Annotated in this window: 16 protein-coding genes; 1 reads left to right on the top strand and 15 read right to left on the bottom strand. The window is 71.6% G+C overall.

Annotation, left to right across the window (positions count from 1 at the left end):
* Window positions 1-18 precede the first annotated feature (18 nt).
* The 11 genes from OG241_RS17810 to OG241_RS17760 form a co-directional block, all read right to left on the bottom strand.
* Window positions 19-1,188, bottom strand: coding sequence for an esterase-like activity of phytase family protein (locus OG241_RS17810; protein WP_405816447.1), 1,170 nt, complete (start codon window positions 1,186-1,188; stop codon window positions 19-21).
* Window positions 1,185-2,141, bottom strand: a complete 957-nt coding sequence (locus OG241_RS17805; protein ID WP_405816445.1) for an ABC transporter permease — start codon at window positions 2,139-2,141, stop codon at window positions 1,185-1,187. Before OG241_RS17805 ends, OG241_RS17810 begins: the two co-directional genes overlap by 4 nt.
* Window positions 2,141-3,274 (bottom strand): ABC transporter permease, encoded by a 1,134-nt coding sequence (locus OG241_RS17800; protein ID WP_405816443.1) that lies wholly within the window; start codon window positions 3,272-3,274, stop codon window positions 2,141-2,143. The genes OG241_RS17805 and OG241_RS17800 overlap by 1 nt, the downstream gene beginning before the upstream one ends.
* Window positions 3,271-4,851, bottom strand: a complete 1,581-nt coding sequence (locus OG241_RS17795) for an ABC transporter ATP-binding protein (protein WP_405816441.1) — start codon at window positions 4,849-4,851, stop codon at window positions 3,271-3,273. Before OG241_RS17795 ends, OG241_RS17800 begins: the two co-directional genes overlap by 4 nt.
* Window positions 4,852-4,881: 30 nt before the next feature.
* Entirely contained in the window at window positions 4,882-5,976 is a 1,095-nt protein-coding gene (locus OG241_RS17790) for a BMP family protein (RefSeq protein ID WP_405816439.1), read from the bottom strand.
* An 88-nt stretch (window positions 5,977-6,064) separates the two neighbouring features.
* Window positions 6,065-6,781 carry a purine-nucleoside phosphorylase gene (gene deoD / locus OG241_RS17785; protein WP_405816437.1) on the bottom strand — a complete coding sequence of 239 codons (717 nt, stop codon included), beginning with the start codon at window positions 6,779-6,781 and terminating at the stop codon, window positions 6,065-6,067.
* Complete coding sequence (locus OG241_RS17780; RefSeq protein ID WP_405816436.1) at window positions 6,781-7,542, bottom strand: glutamine amidotransferase; 762 nt, start codon at window positions 7,540-7,542, stop codon at window positions 6,781-6,783. The genes deoD and OG241_RS17780 overlap by 1 nt, the downstream gene beginning before the upstream one ends.
* A gap of 97 nt (window positions 7,543-7,639) precedes the next feature.
* A complete protein-coding gene (locus tag OG241_RS17775) occupies window positions 7,640-8,698 on the bottom strand; it encodes a LacI family DNA-binding transcriptional regulator (protein WP_405816434.1) in 1,059 nt (352 codons plus the stop codon).
* Complete coding sequence (locus OG241_RS17770) at window positions 8,688-10,031, bottom strand: amidohydrolase (RefSeq protein ID WP_405816432.1); 1,344 nt, start codon at window positions 10,029-10,031, stop codon at window positions 8,688-8,690. The genes OG241_RS17775 and OG241_RS17770 overlap by 11 nt, the downstream gene beginning before the upstream one ends.
* A 215-nt stretch (window positions 10,032-10,246) precedes the next feature.
* A complete protein-coding gene (locus OG241_RS17765) occupies window positions 10,247-11,716 on the bottom strand; it encodes an APC family permease (protein ID WP_405816430.1) in 1,470 nt (489 codons plus the stop codon).
* Between the two features lie 77 nt (window positions 11,717-11,793).
* Complete coding sequence (locus OG241_RS17760) at window positions 11,794-12,528, bottom strand: FadR/GntR family transcriptional regulator (RefSeq protein WP_405816429.1); 735 nt, start codon at window positions 12,526-12,528, stop codon at window positions 11,794-11,796.
* Between the two features lie 645 nt (window positions 12,529-13,173).
* Here OG241_RS17760 and OG241_RS17755 point away from each other — a divergent pair.
* Window positions 13,174-14,628 carry an amino acid permease gene (locus OG241_RS17755; protein WP_405816427.1) on the top strand — a complete coding sequence of 485 codons (1,455 nt, stop codon included), beginning with the start codon at window positions 13,174-13,176 and terminating at the stop codon, window positions 14,626-14,628.
* 234 nt (window positions 14,629-14,862) lie between these two features.
* Here OG241_RS17755 and OG241_RS17750 read toward each other — a convergent pair whose 3' ends face one another.
* The 4 genes from OG241_RS17750 to OG241_RS17735 all read right to left on the bottom strand — a co-directional run bounded on the left by OG241_RS17750 (window position 14,863) and on the right by OG241_RS17735 (window position 19,981).
* The gene (locus OG241_RS17750) at window positions 14,863-16,128 is read right to left on the bottom strand and encodes an alpha/beta fold hydrolase (RefSeq protein ID WP_405816426.1); all 1,266 of its coding nucleotides are present in this window, start codon (window positions 16,126-16,128) and stop codon (window positions 14,863-14,865) included.
* 121 nt (window positions 16,129-16,249) lie between these two features.
* On the bottom strand, window positions 16,250-16,909 hold the full coding sequence (locus tag OG241_RS17745; protein ID WP_405816425.1) for a response regulator: 660 nt from the start codon (window positions 16,907-16,909) through the stop codon (window positions 16,250-16,252).
* Complete coding sequence (locus OG241_RS17740) at window positions 16,894-18,906, bottom strand: histidine kinase (protein ID WP_405816423.1); 2,013 nt, start codon at window positions 18,904-18,906, stop codon at window positions 16,894-16,896. Before OG241_RS17740 ends, OG241_RS17745 begins: the two co-directional genes overlap by 16 nt.
* 97 nt (window positions 18,907-19,003) lie before the next feature.
* On the bottom strand, window positions 19,004-19,981 hold the full coding sequence (locus tag OG241_RS17735) for an ABC transporter substrate-binding protein (protein ID WP_405816422.1): 978 nt from the start codon (window positions 19,979-19,981) through the stop codon (window positions 19,004-19,006).
* Between the last annotated feature and the right edge of the window lie 23 nt (window positions 19,982-20,004).

Raw genomic sequence — 20,004 nt, 5'->3', positions numbered from 1 at the left:
GCGGCCCGCGTCCCTTCGTCAGATCCCGTGGGTCGCGAAGGCGATGAACTGCGTCACCTGGCGTGCGGCGAAGTTGTCGTCGGAGACCAGGACGACGGTGCGGCGGCCGTCGGGGAGGCGGGGGCCGAGGGTGATGCCCTCGACGTTGTCGACTCGGGGCAGCCCGGGGACGTCGGACAGGTCGGCCACCAGGGTCTTGCGGACCGGGCGGACGGGTCGTGTGGACGGGTCGGTGAGGGAGTCGCGGCCGAGGACGTCGGTGGCGTCGTGGAGGTCGACCAGGTAGATCCGGGCCTTCCAGTTGTTGTCGGCGAAGATCGAGGCGCGTTCCAGGACCAGGAAGCGGTCGTGGCCGAGGGCCACGATGTCGCTGACGCCGTTGGTGTCGGTGCTGCCCGCCGGAGGCGTGGCGAACAGCGGATCCAGGGGGTAGGCGTACTGGGCCAGCGGCTGTCCGGTGTGTGCGTCGTGGACGGTGATGCGGGTGAGCGCGCTGTGCTCGGGGGTGGGGTCGGCGCCGTCCTGGTAGAGGGGGTCCTCCATGGCGGTGACGATCCGCCGTCCGTCCGGGGTGAAGGTGACTCCTTCGAGGGTCTGGTTCTTGCGGGGGCCGAACTCCTGGGAGTTCATGTGCAGTTGAGGGGGCAGCGGAAGCTGGCCGGTGTAGGCGCCGGTCGTGGTGGCGCGGCGGATCCAGGGGTCGCCGAGGAGGGCCGGGCCGTCGGACGGGACGATGCGTTCGCCCTCGCTCGTCCAGACCAGGCTGCCGTCGTGCGGGTCGACGGCGATGCCCTCCGGGTCGGGCGCCACGGTGGAGGTGGTGGTCGACGTGGGCGGGACGGTGGTGGCGTCCGGGCGGAGCCAGGGGTGGGTGCCGGTGAGTTCGACGTCCTTGAGGGTGCCGCCGGTGAAGTCGATGCGAGCGGTGTAGAAGCGGGCCGGGCCGGTCCCTGACCGGTCGTCGCTGATCAGGTAGTACGTGCCCGTCTTCGCGTCGTAGCTGACGGCGGACAGCCCGCCGACGGTGGTGCCCTCGATGGCCGTCGCGTTCGGTAGTTCCCGCTCGCCCAGGAAGTCCAGCCGTACGCCGCTGTCGTGGGCGGCGGCCGGGGTGCCGGAGAGGGCGGGAAGCGCGGCGAGGACGACGGCGGTGGCGATGATCCGGGCGCGGGCGGCGCGGACGCTCATGGGGTCTCCAAGGTGGGCAGGCCGGGGGCAGGGGCGGGAGCGGTACGTGCCGCGCGGCGGCGGCGCCAGGCGAAGTACGCGAGGGCGAGCAGGGTGAAGGCGTACGGGATGGCGGAGACGAGCTGGGACGGGATGTCGAGGTTGCCGAGCTGGACGGCGAGGGCCTCGGCGGTGCCGAAGCCGAGGGCGGCGAGGAAGACGCCCCAGGGGCGCAGGGCGCCGAGGAAGACGGCGGCCAGGGCGATGTAGCCGCGGCCGGCGGTCATGCCGGTGACGAAGAAGGACACGGCGCCCATGCTCAGGAACACTCCGGCCGCTCCGGCCAGGGCGCCGCTGAGCGCCAGTGCGCGGAACTGGACCCGGTGGACGTGGATGCCGACCGAGCGGGCCGCCTCGGGATGCTCGCCGACGGCGCGCAGATGGAAGCCGAACCGGGCCCGGTACAGCAGCCAGGCGACCGCGGGGGCGGCGGCGAGGGCGGCCCAGGTCAGCACGTTCTGCCCGCTGAGTACCGCGCCGAGGCCGGGAACGTCCTCGACCAGGGGCAGCCGGACCGAGGGCAGCGCCCCGCTGTGCAGCCGGCTGGTGCCACCCTTGTCGCCGAGGAGGGCGTACACGGTGTACGCGGTCGCGCCGGCCGCAAGGAGGTTGAGGCCGATGCCCGCGATGATGGGATCCGCGCCCAGGTACAGGTGCAGCACGCCGAGCAGCAGCGCGAGCAGCGCGCCCCCGGCGATCCCGCAGACGGCACCGGCCCACACCGAGCCGCTGTACCCGGCAACCAGCGCACCCGTGCAGGCGGCGGTCAGCATCGAGCCCTCCAGGGCGATGTTGGGCACACCGGCCCGCTCGGCCAGCAGACCGCCGAGGGCGGCGAGGACGTACGGCGTGGACACACCGAGGATCGCCGCGAGGAATCCGGTGCTGAGCACGACGTCGAGCACGGGGCCCATCAGCGGGCCTCCCTTCGGGCGAGGTACCGCTTGACGAGTTCGGGCAGCGCCCGGGCGGTCACGAGCAGCACGATGACCGCCTGGATGATGGTCACGGCCTCGGAGCCGACGTCGGTCTGCTGCTCCATCACATCGCCGCCGACCCGCAGATACGAGTAGAGGAGCGCGGCGGCGACCACACCGACCGGGTTGTTGCGGCCCAGCAGGGCGACGACGATGCCCTCGAAGGCCAGGCCGCCGGCCATGTCGGGCTGCAGCCCGCCGTAGATCCCGAGCGCGAGGTGGGCTCCGGCGAGACCGGCCAGGGCGCCGCCGATGACGAAGCTCCACTCGATGGTGCGCGGCACGTCGAGGCCGCCGTAGCGGGCGAAGTCCGGGTTGGAGCCGGTGATGCGGATGCGGTAGCCGAGCGGTGTCCTGGCGAGCAGGAACCAGACGGCCGCCGCCACCGCGAGCATCCCGAAGAGGCCGACGTTCGCCTGGTCCAGGGGGACGCCGAAGAAGTCCGAGAGAAGTGGCAGCGCCGAGTCGGGGCGCACCGGGGCGGACTGTACGGCGCTGCTGTCGGGCGCCTTGAGATGGTCGGTGAGGAGATAGTCGAAGACCCGTACGACGACGGCGTTCAGCATCAGCGTGGCGACGATCTCGTTGGCGCCGAGCCGGGCCTTCATCACCCCCGGCACCGCGCCCAGCGCGCCCCCGGCGAGGGCGGCGACGACGAGCGGCACCACCACGGCGGCGACGGGCGGCAGGTGGAGGTTGATCGCCACCAGGGCGCTGGCCAGGGCACCGGCGTAGACCTGGCCCTCCGCGCCGAGGCTGATCTGCCGGGCCCGGAAGGGGATCGAGACCGACAGGCCGAGCAGTGCGAGGGTGGTGGCGTCGGCGAGCCAGCGGCCGATCCGGGGGGTGCGCTCCAGCGGGCCGGTGAGCAGGGCGTTCAGCGCGCCGGTGGCGTCCTTGCCGGTGGCCAGGACCACCAGGAAGGCGATGAGGACGGCGACGGCGACGGTCAGCACCGTCATCGTCAGCTCGACGACCGCCGTACGGCGCCGGGTGGCGAGGAACTCCCGCCGCCCCTGCGACTCGGGCCGGCCCTGTGCTTCCGCCGCCGGTTCCATGATCGAGGTCATCGGACACCTGCCGTGATCCGCTCGTCGGAATGCCGTTCCACACCGAGCATGTACAGGCCGGTGGCCTCCTCGGTGAGCCCGGCGGGATCGTCGAAGCGGGCGACGAGCCGGCCGTCCTTGACGACCAGCAACCGGTCGGAGAGCGCGAGCAGTTCACCGAGGTCGGCGGAGACCAGCAGTACCGCCGCGCCCGCGTCACGGGCCTCGACGAGCCGCTCGTACATGAAGTGCATGGCGCCGATGTCGACGCCCCGGGTGAGCTGTGCGGCGAGCAACAGGCGTGGCCGGGCGGAGAGTTCGCGGGCGACGACGACCTTCTGCAGGTTGCCGCCGGAGAGTGAACCGGCCGTCGCGTCGGGGTGGGGGGCGCGGATCGCGTAGCGGCCGATCAGCTCCTCGGCCAGTTCACGGATGCGGCGGGTGCGCAGGATGCCGCGGCGGGCGACGGGGGGCCGGTCGTGGCGGTCGACGATCAGGTTGTCGGCGATGGAGCGGTCCAGGGCCGCCCCGTTGGAGAGCCGGTCCTCGGGCACATGGGCGACACCGGCCCGGCGGTGGCCCGCCGCGTCGAGGTGGGTGACGTCGGTGTCGTCCACGGTGACCGTTCCGGCGGTGGGGCGGCGCAGTCCGGCGAGCAGTTCGACCAGTTCGGTCTGGCCGTTGCCCTCGACACCCGCGAGGCCGACGATCTCACCGGCCGCGATGTCCAGGGACACGTCGTGCACCGCAGGGCCCGAGAGTCCGCGCACCCGCAGGACGTTCGCCCCGGGCCGTGCCGGGGGCTTGCTCACGTCCAGGGACATCTCCCGGCCGACCATCATGGACGCGAGCTGCGCGGGCGTGGCCTCCTCGGTGCGTACGGTGCCGATCACCGACCCGGCGCGCATGACGGTGACGCGGTCGCTGATCTCCCGTACCTCCTTGAGCTTGTGCGAGATGAACAGCACGGTCATGCCCGAGTCGCGCAGCCTGCGGACCGCGCTGAACAGGTCGGTGGTCTCCTGGGGGGTGAGTACGGCGGTGGGCTCGTCGAGGATCAGGATGCGGGCGCCGCGGTGCAGGGCCTTGAGGATCTCGGCGCGCTGGCGCATGCCCACCGACACGGCGTCGACCCTGGCCTCCGGGTCGACGGCGAGCCCCGCCTCCTCGGCCAGCGCGGCGGTACGTGTCGCGGCGGCCGCCCGGTCGACCCGGCCGCGCGGGCCGGGCTCGACGCCGAGGACGACGTTCTCGGCGATGGTGAACGACGGCACCAGCATGAGGTTCTGGTGGACCATGCCCACCCCGAGGGCGATGGCGTCCTGCGGCCTGGAGAACCTGACCGGCCTGCCGTGCACGCTGAGTTGACCGGCCGACGGCTGTTCGAGTCCGTACAGCAGCTTCATCAGGGTGGACTTGCCGGCGCCGTTCTGCCCGACGATCGCCCTGATCTCGCCGGCGGGCACCGACAGGTCGACGTCGATCACGGCGCGGGTGCCGTTGGGGTAGGTCTTGCCCAGCCCCGTGGCCGCCAGGGCGGGCGGGGCCTGCTGCGCGGCATTTGGCACGGCCGCGTCGGATTCCTCGATGGGTTCCACCAGTGTTCCTCGGAGGTCGGAGGGCGGAGGTCAGAAGGCCGAAGGGACCTTGACAGCACCGGACTTGACCTTCGCGGCCTGCGTCTGGAGTTCGGCGCGTACGGCGGCGGGGACGAGCTTGTCGAAGTTGGCGTTGTCCACGTAGCCCACGCCGTCCTCGGCCAGGCCGACGGAGGCGGGCTTCCCGTAGGCGAGCGTGCCGGCGGTGTTCGCCTTGGCCGCCAGATAGAGGGCGTTGCCGGCGTTCTTGAGGATGGAGGTGACGACCGTCTGCCGCTGGTCGGCGTCGGTGAGCGTCTTGTACTGGTCGGAGTCGACGCCGAAGGCGTACCGCTTGGCGGCGACGGCCGACTCGAACACCCCGAGCCCGGAGGAGCCGGCGACGGGCCACACCAGTTCGGCGCCCTGTCCGTACATCGCCGAGGCGATCTGCTTGCCCTTCGCCGGGTCGCCGAACGGGTTGTCGCCGCCGACGTACTGCACGAGAACACCGGAGGACGGATTTCCGCCCGCCGCCTCGAAGCCCGCCTTGAAGCCGACGACGAAATCCTCGATGACCGGGATCTTCACTCCGCCGATCACGCCCACCTTCCCGTTTCCGGCGCTGCCGGGAAGGGACTTGGCGGCGACGAGTTTGTCGGCGAGGAATCCGGCCAGATAGGCGGCCTCGTTCTGCTTGAAGGTGACGGAGTAGACGTTCGCGCACTTGTTGGAACAGCCGCTCTTGCCCGTGTAGTCGACGGATCCGTCGAAGAGCCAGAACTTCTTGTCCGGGTATTCCGGGGCCAGTTTCGAGACGAAGTCGACGGTGTCGACGGTGCCAGCCGCGAGCACGTCGTAGTCGTCCCCGGCGGCGGCGTCCTCGAAGCCCGAGGCCCACTTGGTGCGGTCGCTGCCCAGTTCGACGACCTTCAGGCTGTAGCCGAGGTCCTTCTCGGTCTTCTGCAGGCCCGCGTACGCCGAGTCGAAGAAGGAACGGTCGCCGAGGTTTCCGTTGATGACGAACTTGATTCTCGGCTTGCCGGATTTCCCGGACGAGGCGGAGTCCGTGGAGGTCGAGGCACCGCATCCGGCGAGGGTGAGGGAGAGCGCCGCGACGGCCCCCAGAACTCTGATCTTGTTCATTGTTTTGATCTCTTTCTCGAGCGGGGACTGTTCTTTTCCATTGGCCGAAAGCTATGCAATGCAAAACGTTTTGGCTACGGCCGTCGTGTTAGGAAATTGTTTCCGCGAGGAGTGCGGTGGCCGCGATGGTGACGGCGCGGTCGAAGTCCGTCTCGCGTTCGGCGGGGGTGAGCGCCTCCGTGTGGCGCACATGGTCGCTGACCGTCAGCACGGCGAGCGCGTGGCCGCCCTCGGCGGCGGCGGTCGCGTAGAGGCCCGCGGCCTCCATCTCCACGGCCAGCGTGCCGTGGGCCTCCAGCCCCTCGAACAGCGCCGGGCGCTCCAGGTAGAAGTGGTCGGTGGTGAACACGGGCCCGACATGGACGTGCCGTCCGGGCCCGGCGGCCCGTGCGGCTGCCGCGGCCAGGCCGAAGGAGGCGGCGTGGCTGAGGTGCACACCGTCGATACGGCGGCTGCCCATCGCCGAGTCGGTGTGGGCGGCCGTCGCCACGACGACGTCCCGCAGCCCCACCGAGGCGGGGATGCCGCCCGCGGTGCCCACCCGCACGATGCGTCGCACGCCGTAGAAGCGGAACAGCTCGGTCGCGTAGATCGTGACGGACGGCATGCCCATACCGGAGGCCATCACGGACAGGGGCACCCCTCGGTATGTGCCGGTGTATCCCTCGATACCGCGTACGTCGGTGACCAGCCGGGCATCCTGAAGGATCGTTTCCGCGATCCGGCGGGCCCGACGCGGGTCACCGGGCATCAGCACGTCCGGCGCGAAGTCGCCGGGGGCGGCCGAGATGTGGGCGGTGACCATCAGACCTCCTCCTGCGTCGAGGCGCCGGCCAGCCAGCGGACCAGCCTGTCCCACAGCTCGGGGTAGCCCTCCCAGGCCAGGAAGGCGGGCGGCGCCCAGTGCGGTGCCAGGTCGGACGTGAAGGCCGCGGACCTGCCCGCGCCGTAACCGCCCACCGCCAGCAGCGGATGGCCCGCGCACTCGACGAGCAGGTCGGCGCCGTCCCGTACCGCCACCTCGTTGAGGCCGAGCAGGTCCGGCCAGGTCGCGTCCAGCCCGTCGACCACCGGGTGCCGGGCGAGAACCCGGGGCGCGGCCCCGGCGGGCAGTTCCACCCGGTCGTCCCGGTCGTACAGGGCGACCGGCAGCGCGGCGGCCAGCGGGGTGCGGCCCCAGCGGGCCTTGGCGTCGATGCCGGTGAAGGTGAGGTAGCCCCCGACCATCAGCAGCCCGCCGCCGCGCTCGACGTAGCCCCGGAGCAGTTCCGTACGGTCCGGCGCGGGGACCGAGTGGGCGAAGGTCTGCGGGGTGAGCTGGAAGCTGTTGGCCCCGACGTCGCTGATCACGACGACGTCGTAGGCCTCCAACTCCTCGGCGGTGGCGGGCACTCTGCTCGCTATCTCGTGCGCCGGGACATACGTCACCGTGTGGCCGCGGTCGCGCAGCGCGTCGAGGAAGACCTGGGCGCCCTCGACGTACTCGGAGGTGAAGAAGGAGTCGAACCCCTTCTGGTGGACGGAGTGGGTGAACCATGACTCACCCACGACGAGGACATGGGGCATCGCGATAGGACCTTTCCTGTGATGTGCGCGGTGGTTGATGTGCGCGGTGGTTGATGTGCGCGGTGGTTTTCGTGCGCGGGGGTTTCGTGTGCGGTGGTCAGGGGGCCGGGCGTACGGGGGCCGTGCTGGCGCGGATCTTCAGCTGGACCGGCAGGATGTGCCGGGAGGCGGGGGGCACCTCGTCCCGGTGGACGTAGCTCAGGAGCTGGGCGCCGGCCGTGCGGCCGATGTCGTAGGCGGGCTGGTGGACCGTCGTGAGGCGGGGGTGGACCCGGGAGGCGAGCATGATGTCGTCGAAGCCCGCCACCGAGACGTCGTCCGGAACGCGCAGGCCCGCGTCCTCCAGGGCCGCGACCGCGCCGAGCGCCATCAGGTCGTTCGCGGCGAACACCGCGGTGAAGCGACGCGGTCCGCCGTCCTCGAGGGCCGCGGCGACCAGGTTGTAGCCCGACCGCTCGACGAAGGCGCCCTCGACCTCGGTGACCCCCGCGTCCCCGAACGCCTCCCGGAAACCGGCGATCCGCTCCAGGCTGCTCACCAGATCCCCCGGGCCGCTGAGCGCCAGCACCCGGCGATGGCCCAGCTCCCGCAGGTGCTGCCCGATCAGCCGGCCGCCCGCTCGGTGGTCGGCGGTGACCAGGATGGTCTGCTCCAGCAGCCCGGGGACGACCTCGTCGGCCAGGGCGATGGGGAACCGCCCGAGCAGTGAGGCCAGCCGGCCACGGGAGGGCGGCGAGCCGGAGGCGTACACCATGCCGTCGATGAACCGGCCGCGGAGCATTTCCAGATAGCGGTCCTCGCGGTCGGGGTCGAACTCGGTGTTGCACAGGATGACCCCGTAGCCCAGGTCGTGGGCGGCGTCGTCGACACCCTTGGCGAGTTCGGCGAAGAACTGGTTGGTGATGTCGGGCACCAGCAGACCTATGACGTTCGTCGAACCGGCCTGCAGGTTGCGGGCCGTCGACGCAGGCACGTAGCCGAGCCGGGCGACGACCGCACGGACCCGCTCGGCGGTCTCCTCCGCGACCGGCCGGTTGCCGGTCAGCACGTGCGACACCGTGGTCGGGCTGACCCGGGCGGCCGCCGCCACGTCCTTGATCGACGCGGGCCGCCGCATCCGCCGACGGCCCGCGTCCTCGCCCTGCTCACGGGTCATAGTGCTGCACCGCTCTGCCGTGCGAGGTGTCCAGCAGCGCGGGCACCCGTGCCTCGACCTCGGCCAGCAGCCCCGGCAGGTCGACCGTCAGCAGCTGCCCGTCCCGGACCACGACCCGCCCGTCCACCACGACCGTGCGCACATCGCTCGCCCGCGCGCTGTAGACCAGGGCCGCCACCGGGTCGTGCACCGGGCGGCAGTGGACTCCGCCCAGGTCGACCAGCACGATGTCACCGGCTCGGCCCGGCTCCAGCGCGCCGATCCGGTCCCCGAGCCCGAGTGCGCGGGCCCCGCCGCGCGTGGCCAGCCGGACCGTGTCGGAGACCGTCATCCAGGTGGCGTCCCGCTCCGCCTGCTTCTGGGTCAGCGCGACCAGCCGCATCGCCTCCCACACGTCCAGCGTGTTGTGCCCTGCCGCCCCGTCCGTCCCGGCCCCGACGGCGACACCGGCGTCCAGCAGGCTCCGTACCGGAGTGAGCGGACTCAGCGCGTGCTTCAGATAGACCTTGGGGCAGCAGGCGACTCCGGTACGGTCCCGGTGCGCCGCCAGCGTCGGCAGGTCCTCGGGGACGATGCCGCAGCCGTGCGCGATCAGCGCGCCCGCGTCCAGCACCCCGGTCCGCTCCAGCACGGTGATGGGGGTGATGCCGCGCCGGGCGAGACTCGACTCGGTCTGCTCCAGGTGCTCGGCGGCGTGGATGTGGATGCGCAGGCCCGCCTCCCGGGCCAGCTCCGCGAGCCGGACCAGGTCCGCGTCCTCCACGGTGTACGGCGCGTGCGGGCCCAGCGACGCGGTGACCCGCCCGTCGCCGGTGCCGTGCAGGGCGGCGGCCGTCTCGGCGCTCTCCTCAAGGGCCGCGCGACCCCGGCTGCTGAAGCAGGTCGGCGCGATGTCGGCCCGGATGCCGGTACGTACGACGGCGTCGGCGATCCGCTCGGCGTGGAAGTAGTGGTCGGCGAACGTCGTCACCCCGCTGAGCAGCATCTCCGCACAGGCCAGCTCCGCACCGAGGCCGACGTCGGCGGGGGTGAGATTGACCTCCATGGGCCACACCCGCTCGTTGAACCAGGCCTCGACGCTCACGTCCTCGGCGGCGCCGCGCATCAGCGTCATCGGGCCGTGCGTGTGGGCGTTCACCAGCCCGGGTACGGCGACCAGTCCCGTACCGTCGACGGTCTCCGCCCCGGCGGCGTCCGGACCGGTGCCCGCCGGGCCCAGCCAGGCGATCACCCCGTCCTCGACCAGGATGTCCTGGTCCGTCTCCACTCGGCAGGCGCCCTGCCCGGGCACCAGCAGCACCGAGCAGGACGTCACGATCAGTCGGTGCGTCATGCGGATCCTTCCGTCCGAACCGGACGTTAAGGATCCAAAACGTTTTGCACAACCCCCGGTCGTGCCGAGTCACTCAGTCTGTGTGCGGCTCTCGGCAAGAGGAGAGGGCCTGACGGTGCCGGGCCGAGAACCGCCGCTTCAGACGCGGGCGGGCCGGTGCGGTCGTCAGGTGCCCTCGCGCAGGCGGTCGCTCGCTCTGCGCCCGTCCACCGGGGTCAGTCCGCGTCGGCGACGACGGAGCCGACGCGTTCGGCCAGGGTCGGGTCGCGGAGGACCAGGAGGGACGCGTAGCCGACGGCGGCGAGCAGGATGGCGACCGCCACGTAGGGGAACCAGTTGTAGGGCGCGGGCTGGCCCGGCTTGGCGAGGTAGTAGAGCGGGACCAGGATGGCCAGCGCGCCGAGCGCGGGCAGTACCAGATGTCGGACCAGCCGGAACTCCTGTGGCCGGTACCTGCGGTAGTACAGCGGCAGGGCGATGTTGGAGGCCAGGTAGACAAGCAGGATCAGGATGGCGCCGAGAGTCGATGACTCGGTGAAGAAGACGACCGGGTTCATCGAGCCGCCGGAGGACCCCAGCAGGTGGCCCAGGCCCCAGCCACCGATGATCAGCAGGGCGATGGCGGTGAAGGTGACGATCGCGTTGTTCGGCGTGCGGCGGATGGGGTGCACATAGCCGAAGAACGAGGGGAGCAGCCCCTCGCGTCCGGCACTGAACACCAGGCGGGCCTGGGAGTTGATGCCGGCGATCAGCACACCGAGGGTGGAGGTCAGTCCGCCGAGGTAGGCGAGGAACGCCAGCACGCCGAGGGTGTTGTCGGCCACCTCGATGAACGGGATCCGGGAGGCGCCGAGCCGGGCCACGTCGTAGCCGAAGCCGGTCACCGTGGCGTAGGCGAAGAGGATGTAACTCACCGTCATGATCGTGACGGAGGAGAACACCGCGCGCCCTACGTTGTGCCGCGGATTCTCCGTCTCCTCGGCGAGTGCCGCCGAGTTCTCCCAGCCGATGAACAGGTACACCGCCAGCGGGAAGCCGGTCGCCAGCCCCTTGAAGCCGTCGCTGATGTGACTGGGCAGGAACGGGTCGAAGGACAGCCCGCCGCGGTGTTCCACGAGCGCGGCGACCGAGACCACGACCAGCACCAGCATCTCCGCGCCGAAGAAGTAGCCGGCCCACTTGGTGGAGACCACCACCCCGCGCAGCATCAGCGCCACGGCCAGCCCGGTCAGCAGCAGCGTCCAGATGATCCACGGCAGGTCCACGCCGGTGTAGTGGTGCAGGGTGATCTGCACGAACCCGCCGGAGATCGAGATGACGCCGGCCATCGCGATGATGTAGCCCAACGCCGCCAGCAGTGCCGTGGTCACCGCGCTGACCGGCCCGAAGGTCTTCCCGACGAAGGTGATGAAGCTGCCCGCCGAGGGGTGGGCCCGGGAGAACTCCGCCAGCGTGTTGCCGAGGAGCGCCACCGCGATGCCCGCGGCCAGGATGGTCAGCGGTGACCCCACGCCCGCTGTGGTGGCCAGGAAGGCGAAACCGAAGAAGAAGCTCATGGCCGGGCCGACGTTGGCCATCGTGGCGGCGGCGATGTCCGCCATGCCGAGGACGCCGCCGCGCAGCCGCTGAGGCGCGCCGTCGACGGGCCCCGGCGGGGACAGCGGGCCGGCTCCGGGGTCGGGCATGGCGGCAACTCCTCCTGCAGTGTGGCGGCGTGATGAATGCGCGGGTTCTCGACGGCGGGGCCGGCCCCGACCGGGCGTCAGTGGTGCCGGGAACGGTGGTGTGCCTTCACCGCCCGTACAGCGGGATCGGTCGCACCCCGCCCGAGTTCGGCGAGCAGTTCGGCGTGCCAGTGGTTCTGCGCCCGCACGACCGCGGGTTCCGGCGCGGGCAGCAGCAGGCACAGTCGGCCGAGCAGGTCGGCGGCGAACTCGTGGATTCCGGCGCCGCCGAGCACCACCGCGAGGTCCAGATGGAATCGGGCCTCCAACTCGGCCAGGCGTGCCGGGTCGTCGGTCTGTTCCATCTCCTCGACCAGCGCCCGCAGCCCGTCCAGCCGTTCGGCCGGGACCTCACCCGAACCGTGTGCCACAAGACCGCATTCGATCAGGAGCTGGAAGGCTTCCAGCGAAGCGGCCTCTTCGGGGTCGTGGGTCAGAGCCACGACGGTGTCCCAGTCCTGCGCGACGAAGGTTCCGCCCGCCCGTCCGCGTCGGCGGTCGAGCAGGCCGTCCTGGCACATGCCCTCCAGCGCGCGGCGCACGGTGATCTCGCCGATTCCCAGCTCCTCGGCGAGGACTCCGGCGTCCGGCAGCCGGTCGCCGGGCCGCACGGATCGCAGGCGTACCCGCAGTGCTATCCGTGACCGGACGAGATCGGATCCGCTCTGGCCCCCGCCGGGCAGGGCGCGGGCGTGTCCCACACCGGTGACCGACGTCGTCCGGGCCGGGCCTGCCTGGTTGTAAGGCCCGAACTTGCCCGCTGCATTCGCCACGACGTCACCCTAACGGCCTGGCCATCGCGGTCGCGGCCGGCGACGGCCGACGCCACAGTGTGATGCACGGGGACCTCCCGGAGGTTTCGAACCGGCCCCGAACAGCCGGGGCGCGGCATGGCGCGGCACAGTACGGGCGTCGCGACGGGAGGAGCGGGTCACGACGCAGGAAAAATTAGAGCAAGGTGAACAGTTAAACAAGACCCTGCTGCGACCGGTCGGGAAGGCGGGGGACAGACAGGGGCAGAGGTAGGGGGGCGGCTGGTTCGCCATGCCCCGACCAGCGGATTCGCGCCCGGACGCAGCCGTCGCCGACGTCCGTCCCCGGCACGCGAGGGGGCGGGTGCGGGGCATTTGTGCCCGGGGATGCGGCGCGTCGACGCCATGGGCGGACGACGCGACCCCTTGTTTTATTCGATCGTCCTGAACTATTTTCCTGAACGCCACCGGTTCGCCCGGTTCCCCAGGCACCCGACCCGGTGGCCACGGTCCACCATGCCGTTCCGCCGGCCGTGATCGCCACCCCCACCGCTGTTCGGCGCTCCCCTGCATCCCCGCCATCCCGCCCGGGCGGGATCCACAAGGTCACCCCGCCCGATCCCGCTGGAACCCTCCTTCGTCCCCACCTGACTCCTGGATGTCCAGATGACCACACAAGCCTCCCCTCCCGCACCTGATCAGGTCACCACCACCGAGAGCGCATCAGAAGGATCCGGCCTGCAAGCCGGGCTGAAGAGCCGTCACCTGTCGATGATCGCGATCGGTGGCGTCATCGGTGCCGGCCTGTTCGTCGGCTCCGGCTCCGGCATCGCCGCCGCCGGTCCCGGCATCCTGATCTCCTACCTGCTCGTCGGCACCCTCGTCGTCCTCGTGATGAGGATGCTCGGCGAGATGGCCGCGGCCAACCCCAGTTCCGGCTCGTTCTCCGCCTACGCGGACCGTGCGCTGGGCCGCTGGGCCGGCTTCACCATCGGCTGGCTGTACTGGTTCTTCTGGGTCGTGGTGCTCGCCGTCGAGGCGACCGCCGGCGCCAAGATCCTGGCCGGGTGGATCCCCGCGGTCCCGCAGTGGGGCTGGGCCCTGCTCGTCATGGTCGTCCTCACCGCCAGCAACCTCGTCTCCGTCAGCTCCTACGGCGAGTTCGAGTTCTGGTTCGCCGGCATCAAGGTCGTCGCCATCGCCGCGTTCATCGTGGTCGGCGGACTCGCGATCTTCGGTCTGCTGCCCGGCTCGGACCACCCCGCATCCGGCTTCTCCAACCTCACCGCGCACGGCGGGTTCCTGCCCAACGGGCCCGGAGCGATCCTCACCGGCATCCTGATGGTCGTCTTCTCCTTCATGGGCAGCGAGATCGTCACCCTGGCCGCCGGTGAGACCGCCGACCCGCGCGCCGCCGTCACCAAGGCCACCAACAGCGTGATCTGGCGGATCGCGGTGTTCTACCTGGGCTCGATCCTGGTCGTGGTGTCGCTGCTGCGCTGGGACGACCCGGCCATCCTCAAGGACGGCTCGTACGTCGCCGCGCTGAACTCCGTCGGCATCCCGCACGCCGGCCAGATCATGAACGCCGTCGTGCTGACCTCCGTGCTGTCCTGTCTCAACTCCGGCCTCTACACCGCCTCCCGGATGGCGTTCTCGCTCGGCCGTCGCAGCGACGCCCCGGCCGCCCTCGCCCGCACCACCGGACGCGGAGTCCCGCAGGCGGCCATCCTGGCCTCGGTGGTCTTCGGCTTCGTCGCCGTCGCCTTCAACTACCTCTGGCCGGACACGGTGTTCCAGTTCCTGCTGAACTCCTCCGGCGCGATCGCCCTCTTCGTCTGGCTGGTGATCTGCTTCTCCCAGTTGCGGATGCGCAAGATCATCCAGCGGGAGTCGCCGGACAAACTGGTCGTGAAGATGTGGCTCTACCCCTACCTGACCTGGGCCACCATCGCGATGATCACGTTCGTCCTGGTCTACATGCTGACCGACACCGCCGACGGCGGTGGCCGCGACCAGGTCGTCCTGTCCACCCTGGTGGCCGGGGCCGTGGTGGCCTTCGCGCTGGTCCGCGAGCGGCTGGCACGCAACGCCCGACAGGACAAGGTCATCCCCTCGTAGCAGCCGGGGCCCGTTGTACGGCCGTCCCGACCCGCCGGTGACGCGGCCCTCCCGCCGCGTCACCGGCTTCACGGCCGCACCCGTCGTACCGCGTCGGTATGTCCTGCGGGGACGGACCGGTGCTCCGGTCGGGCCGCACGTGGTGCTGCAGATCGGATCGGATCACATCAGAGGCAGCCACCGAGCAGCACCTCTGACGGTCGGGCCCCTGGCTGCCTGATGTCACGGTGCACGTCACTTCCTCGGCACCGGATGCGGTTCGTCCAGGAGGAAGGCTCGCAGCAGTGCGGTGTAGCGGCCGGGCTGTTCGCCCGAGAGGGAGTGTCCGGCTCCCCTGACGGTCACCAACTCGGAGCCTGCGAGGGTGTGTTGGTACTCGGCGGTCACTGCGGGCTTGATGAAGTCGCACTCCCCTCGCATGATCAGCGAGGGGACGCGCAGGGTGCGCAGACGGGGCCGGGGGTCGGGGAGCCGCTCGAAGTCCCTGACGGTCAGCTGGTTGCCGTAGAAGCCCTGAGGGTTGTTGTGCGCCTTGGCGGGCGGAGCGTCCTCGCAGGAGGTGCTGTCCTTTCCCTGGAGGGCGACTTCGTGCATCCAGTGGTCGACCTCGCGGTCGCCGACCAGCGCGTGCGCGGCGCCGGGGTTGATCTGGAGGAGCAGGCTCGCCGCGATGATGCGGGGGGCGCTGTTCAGCCGGTCGAGCCGGGCCTTCTTGGCGGGGGAGAGGCGGTGCCATGGTTCCCCGGCCCCGGCGCCGGGGTACTGACGGCCCCACAGCGCGCCCGGCGAGGTGAAGACCGCCTTGGCGACGTGCTCGCCGTGGGCGGCCAGGTACTGGGCGGTGAGTGATCCGCCCCAGGACTGGCCGACCAGGATGATCCGGTCGGCGCCGAGTGTGCGCCGGATCGCTTCCAGGTCGGCGACCTGGCGGGCGACGGTGTAGCCGGTGACGTCCCGCAGCCGGGTGGAGCGGCCGGCGCCGAGCTGGTCGTAGGAGTAGACGTCGAAGCCGTCCGCCGCGAGTTCACGGCCCCCGGTGGGGACGCCCTCGCCGGGGGTGCCGGGACCGCCGTGCAGGAAGATCACCGGGGTCGGTCTGGCCCTGCCGGTGGCGGGGGCGTGGACGTAGGCGATGCGTGAACCGGTCGGCAGCTTCCAGAACCGCACACCGGGCGGGGCGGGGGCGGCGGTCGTGACGGGCATCGGACGCAGGACGGTGACGGCGGCGAGGAGGGCTACGGCCGCGGTCAGTCCGACCGTGAGGAACGCGGACGCCCGCAGGGCCGGGCGGCAGTCGAGGCCGAACAGGGCGAACGCCGCCCGGCCCAGCAGTCCGCCGGCCAGGGCGCCGCAGCCGAGACCGACGACGACCAGGACCGGCACGCTCGCGGTGACGAACGCCGAGGCGAGGAAACCGGCCACCGCCACGCCGGGGGTCAGCAGGAGCGCAAGGAACAGCAGGACGCCGCCGGCGACACGGCGGAGAAGTATGCGTGACATGCCTTTGAGGCTAGGAAGCAGACGCGGGCGATCCGTCCAGCTCAGGGACGGTTTTGTCGCGCGCGAGGGCCGCCCCGCGGCGGGGTGTCACCCCCACCTCACGGCGGGGTGCCCACTCACCTCACGGCCCACTGCCGGGCCTGATCAGCCCCGTTTCGTACGCGGCGATCGTCGCCTGCACCCGGTCGCGTACGCCGAGCTTGCCGAGGAGGACGGAGACGTGGTCCTTCACGGTGGGCGGACTCACCCCCAGCACCGCCGCGATCTCCGCGTTGGACAGCCCCCGCGCGACCTGCCGCAGCACCTCCGTCTCGCGCGGGGTGAGCGGGGAGAGGCGGGAGGGGTCCAGTGGGCCGGGCGTGTCCGTGAAGCGGTCGATCAGTCTGCGCGTGACCGCCGGGTCGAGCAGCGCGGCGCCCCCGTGGACCACCCGTACCGCGTCGATCACCCGCTCCGGCTCGGCGTCCTTGAGGAGGAAACCGGCGGCCCCGGCGCGCAGCGCGGCGAACAGGTACTCGTCGAGACCGAAGGTGGTGAGCACCAGAACCCGGGTCGCGGGGCTGCGTTCGGTGATCGCGGCGGTCGCCGCGAGCCCGCCGATCCCCGGCATACGGACATCCATCAGCGCGACGTCCGGCCGCGCCGACAGGGCGAGTTCGACCGCCGAGTCGCCGTCCGCCGCCTGCCCGACGACGCACAGGTCGGGTTCCGCGTCGAGGATCGCCGCGATCCCGGCCCGTACGACGGCCTGGTCGTCCGCGACGGTCACTCTGATCGCCATGGGAACGCCTCCGGGAGCCACACGCGTACCGCACCGCGGTCGGTCGTCGAGAGGGTACCGCCGGCGGCGTCCGCGAGGGCGCGCAGCCGCCGCTCCACCGAGGGAACGGCGGGTGCCGGACCGGAGACCTCCACGCCGTCGGGGAGCGTGCGCACGGTGAGGGTGACTCCTACGGCCATGAGCGCGGACGCGGTCCGGTACGCGAAGACCTCCACGGCGGCGGGCAGCGGACGGCGTGCTCCGGCGTACCGGACGACGGCGCCGTAGCGCGCGGCCAGCGCGGTGATCCCGGAGACGGTCGGCGGCGGGGCGTCGTCGGCGGCGTCCCCCGCGTGCAGCCCGGACAACAGGTCCCGCAGAGCGGTCAGTCCGGCGCGGGCCTCTTCCCGTACGCCCCGCAGGTCGCCGTCCTCCGCCGCGGCGACGACCGCCCGCGCGTGCCCCAGGGCCGTGTCCCGCAGCCCGGTGGCGAACAGCAGACGCTGCGCCGACACCGCCGCGTCGGCGTCTCCGTCGAGCAGGACCCGCCGCCGGGCGTCCGCGGCTCGCAGCCGCTCATGCTGCCGCGCGGTCCGGCGCCCCCACGCCCAGACGGCGAGGGCGGGAAGGGCCAGCACGCCCGCCAGTACGGCCCAGGCCCCCGTACGGCTGCCGGTGATGCCGCTGCCGCTCGCCAGCGCGAGCCCGCCCACGGCGGCCACGGCGAGCGGCGCGAACAGGCCCCGGCGCCACGGCAGCCGCACTCCGACGCTGTGGACGAGCGTCAGCTCGACCCATCCGTACACCAGGAAGATGTCGCTCACCGGCGGCTGGGTCCAGCCCGTCCGGTCGCAGGCCCACCACAGCAGCAGCGCCGACAGCACCGCCGCGAGCGCGCGGCCGGGCGCCCGTGAGCGCCAGGCCAGCGGTACGGCGTGCAGGCCCGACAGCACGACGGTCACCAGTGCGGGCAGCAGGCCGCCGAACGGGGCCGGGACATCGGCCGACAGCAGGCTCGCACCGAGCGACAGCGCGATCGCCAGGGCCACCAGCGCGTAGTCGAGCGCGACCGTCCCACGCCACAGGGGCCACCGGCGGAGGGGAAGAGCCGGCGCCGCGGGCAGCGCGGCCCGCACGCGCCAGCCCGCTCCCTCGCCATGAGGTCCGGCACGGAACGTCCCACCCGTTGCCGTGACCGTGGCCGCCAGCCCCGCGAGACCCCGCCCGGTCCCGAGGCCCGGCTCGACGGCCGTACCGCCGTCGTCCGTGACGGTGACGGTGAAGAGGCGCTCGCCGCCGCCCTGTTCGGACTTGTCCTCGTCGTCCGTCGGCTCGATCCGGACGCGCACTGTCGCGCCCTCGGCGTACCGGGCCGCGTTGGTCAACGCCTCCCGAACGACCCGGTACGTCGCTTCCGTACTGCCCGCCGGTGCCTTGTCGACCGTGCGCCGGTAGTCAACCGCGTGCGCGGCGGCCAGCGCGTCGACCTCGGCGAAGCCGGCCGCTGTCGCGTCCAGCTCGGTGAGGCGCTCCAGTTCGCGGACGGCCTCCCGGCCCGCCTCGTCGGCGTGCCGCAGCGCGTCACCGGTCCGGTCCCGGTCGGCGAGCCTGAGCGCGGCGCCCGCGGCCACCACGATCCCGGTCAGCCGATGCGCGGCCACGTCGTGCAACTCGGCCGCCAGCCGGTCCCGTTCCGCCAGCGCTGCGAACAGCGGGACCGCCGCCGTGCCGGCCTCGTAGTCCGCCAGCGCGGACCGGCGGGCCGACCGGTGCCGGCGGGAGCGACCCGTCGCCCAGACGACCGCCACCACCCCACCGGCCGTCAGCGCGACCCCCGCCACATAGTGCGGCGGTTCACCGCGCACGGCGGGGATCGCGGCGACGGCCAGCGTGAGCACGACGGCTCCCGTGAGGGAGGAACCGGCGGTCCTGCGTACTGCCAGCAGCCGGACCATGACCAGCGCGCAGACCGCCGCGCCGAGGGAGAGGACCCACACCTGCCCCGTGAAGCCGTTCATCGCCCCACGCCGACGGCGAGCGACCGCTCGACGATCTCCATTCCGGCAGGCTAACCCGGCTCATTCGGCTGGGTGACGAGACGTCGTCGGAACGGTGCTAGCCGAGCCAGGCCTTGACCTTGTCCGGGTTCGCCTCGATCCATTTCTTCGCCGCCGCCTCCGGTGTCATCCTGTCGAGCGCGATGTACTTGGCGACGGTGTTCTGGTCGGTGTTGGTCCACTCGAAGTTCTTCACGAGGTCGTAGGCCGGGCTGCCGGACTTCGCGAACCGGGAACTGACGACCTTGTTGAGGTCGAACACGGGGTAGTCGCAGGCGACCTTCGCGGGATCCGCGTCGCAGCCGTCCGTGTGCTGGGGCAGCTTGACGTGGACCAGCGGGATCTCCGAGAAGAACCACTGCGGCTCGTAGAAGTAGCCGATCACCCACTTCTTGTTCTTCTCGGCGTCCCGGAAGGCCTGGATGAGCGCGGTCTCGCTGCCCGCGAAGACCACCTTGAAGTTCAGCTTCAGGTTCTTGACCAGGGCCTCGTCGTTGGTCTGGTACGACGCGTCGCCGTCGAGGAACTGGCCCTTGCCGCCGGATTCCGAGGTCCTGAAGTTCGAGGCGTACTTGTTGAGGTTCTTCCAGTCGGTGATGTCCGGGTACTTCTTCGCGATCCACGGGGGGATGTACCAGCCGATGATGCCCTTGTTGCCGGTCGCGCCCAGGTCGACGGCGGTCTTCCGCTGGGTGATGTACGTCTTCTCCAGGTCGGGGTGTCCCCAGTTCTCGAGGATGGCGTCGACCTCGCCGGTCTCGAAGCCCTGCCAGCCGATCTCGGCCTTGAGGTCCTTCTTGACGACCTTGCAGCCGAGGTCGTTCTCCGCCACGGAGGCGACGACCGCCGCGTCCGCCTCGTAGCCCACCCAGGGGTTGACGGCGAGGTTGAAGGTGCCGCACTTGCCGGAACCGCCGGAATCGCCGGAACTCGCGCTGCTGTCACCGACCTTCGCCCCGCCGCAAGCGGTCAGGGTGAGGCCGAGTACCGCCGTGCCGGCCGCAACGGCGCGCCACTGTCCTGCCTGTCTGGCCATGGTTCTGCTCCTTGTGCGTGGCG

The sequence above is a fragment of the Streptomyces sp. NBC_01390 genome (assembly GCF_045040105.1).
In the GTDB taxonomy this organism is placed as follows: Bacteria; Actinomycetota; Actinomycetes; order Streptomycetales; family Streptomycetaceae; genus Streptomyces.
Note: the sequence above shows the minus strand (reverse complement) of the source record. Positions and strands in the feature narration are given on the sequence as shown.

Coding starts and splice junctions, on each gene's coding strand:
- OG241_RS17810 (WP_405816447.1), bottom strand. CDS start 1,188: ATGAGCGTCCGCGCCGCCCGCGCCCGGATCATCGCCACCGCCGTCGTC.
- OG241_RS17805 (WP_405816445.1), bottom strand. CDS start 2,141: ATGGGCCCCGTGCTCGACGTCGTGCTCAGCACCGGATTCCTCGCGGCG.
- OG241_RS17800 (WP_405816443.1), bottom strand. CDS start 3,274: ATGACCTCGATCATGGAACCGGCGGCGGAAGCACAGGGCCGGCCCGAG.
- OG241_RS17790 (WP_405816439.1), bottom strand. CDS start 5,976: ATGAACAAGATCAGAGTTCTGGGGGCCGTCGCGGCGCTCTCCCTCACC.
- deoD (WP_405816437.1), bottom strand. CDS start 6,781: ATGGTCACCGCCCACATCTCGGCCGCCCCCGGCGACTTCGCGCCGGAC.
- OG241_RS17780 (WP_405816436.1), bottom strand. CDS start 7,542: ATGCCCCATGTCCTCGTCGTGGGTGAGTCATGGTTCACCCACTCCGTC.
- OG241_RS17775 (WP_405816434.1), bottom strand. CDS start 8,698: ATGACCCGTGAGCAGGGCGAGGACGCGGGCCGTCGGCGGATGCGGCGG.
- OG241_RS17770 (WP_405816432.1), bottom strand. CDS start 10,031: ATGACGCACCGACTGATCGTGACGTCCTGCTCGGTGCTGCTGGTGCCC.
- OG241_RS17765 (WP_405816430.1), bottom strand. CDS start 11,716: ATGCCCGACCCCGGAGCCGGCCCGCTGTCCCCGCCGGGGCCCGTCGAC.
- OG241_RS17755 (WP_405816427.1), top strand. CDS start 13,174: ATGACCACACAAGCCTCCCCTCCCGCACCTGATCAGGTCACCACCACC.
- OG241_RS17750 (WP_405816426.1), bottom strand. CDS start 16,128: ATGTCACGCATACTTCTCCGCCGTGTCGCCGGCGGCGTCCTGCTGTTC.
- OG241_RS17745 (WP_405816425.1), bottom strand. CDS start 16,909: ATGGCGATCAGAGTGACCGTCGCGGACGACCAGGCCGTCGTACGGGCC.
- OG241_RS17740 (WP_405816423.1), bottom strand. CDS start 18,906: ATGAACGGCTTCACGGGGCAGGTGTGGGTCCTCTCCCTCGGCGCGGCG.
- OG241_RS17735 (WP_405816422.1), bottom strand. CDS start 19,981: ATGGCCAGACAGGCAGGACAGTGGCGCGCCGTTGCGGCCGGCACGGCG.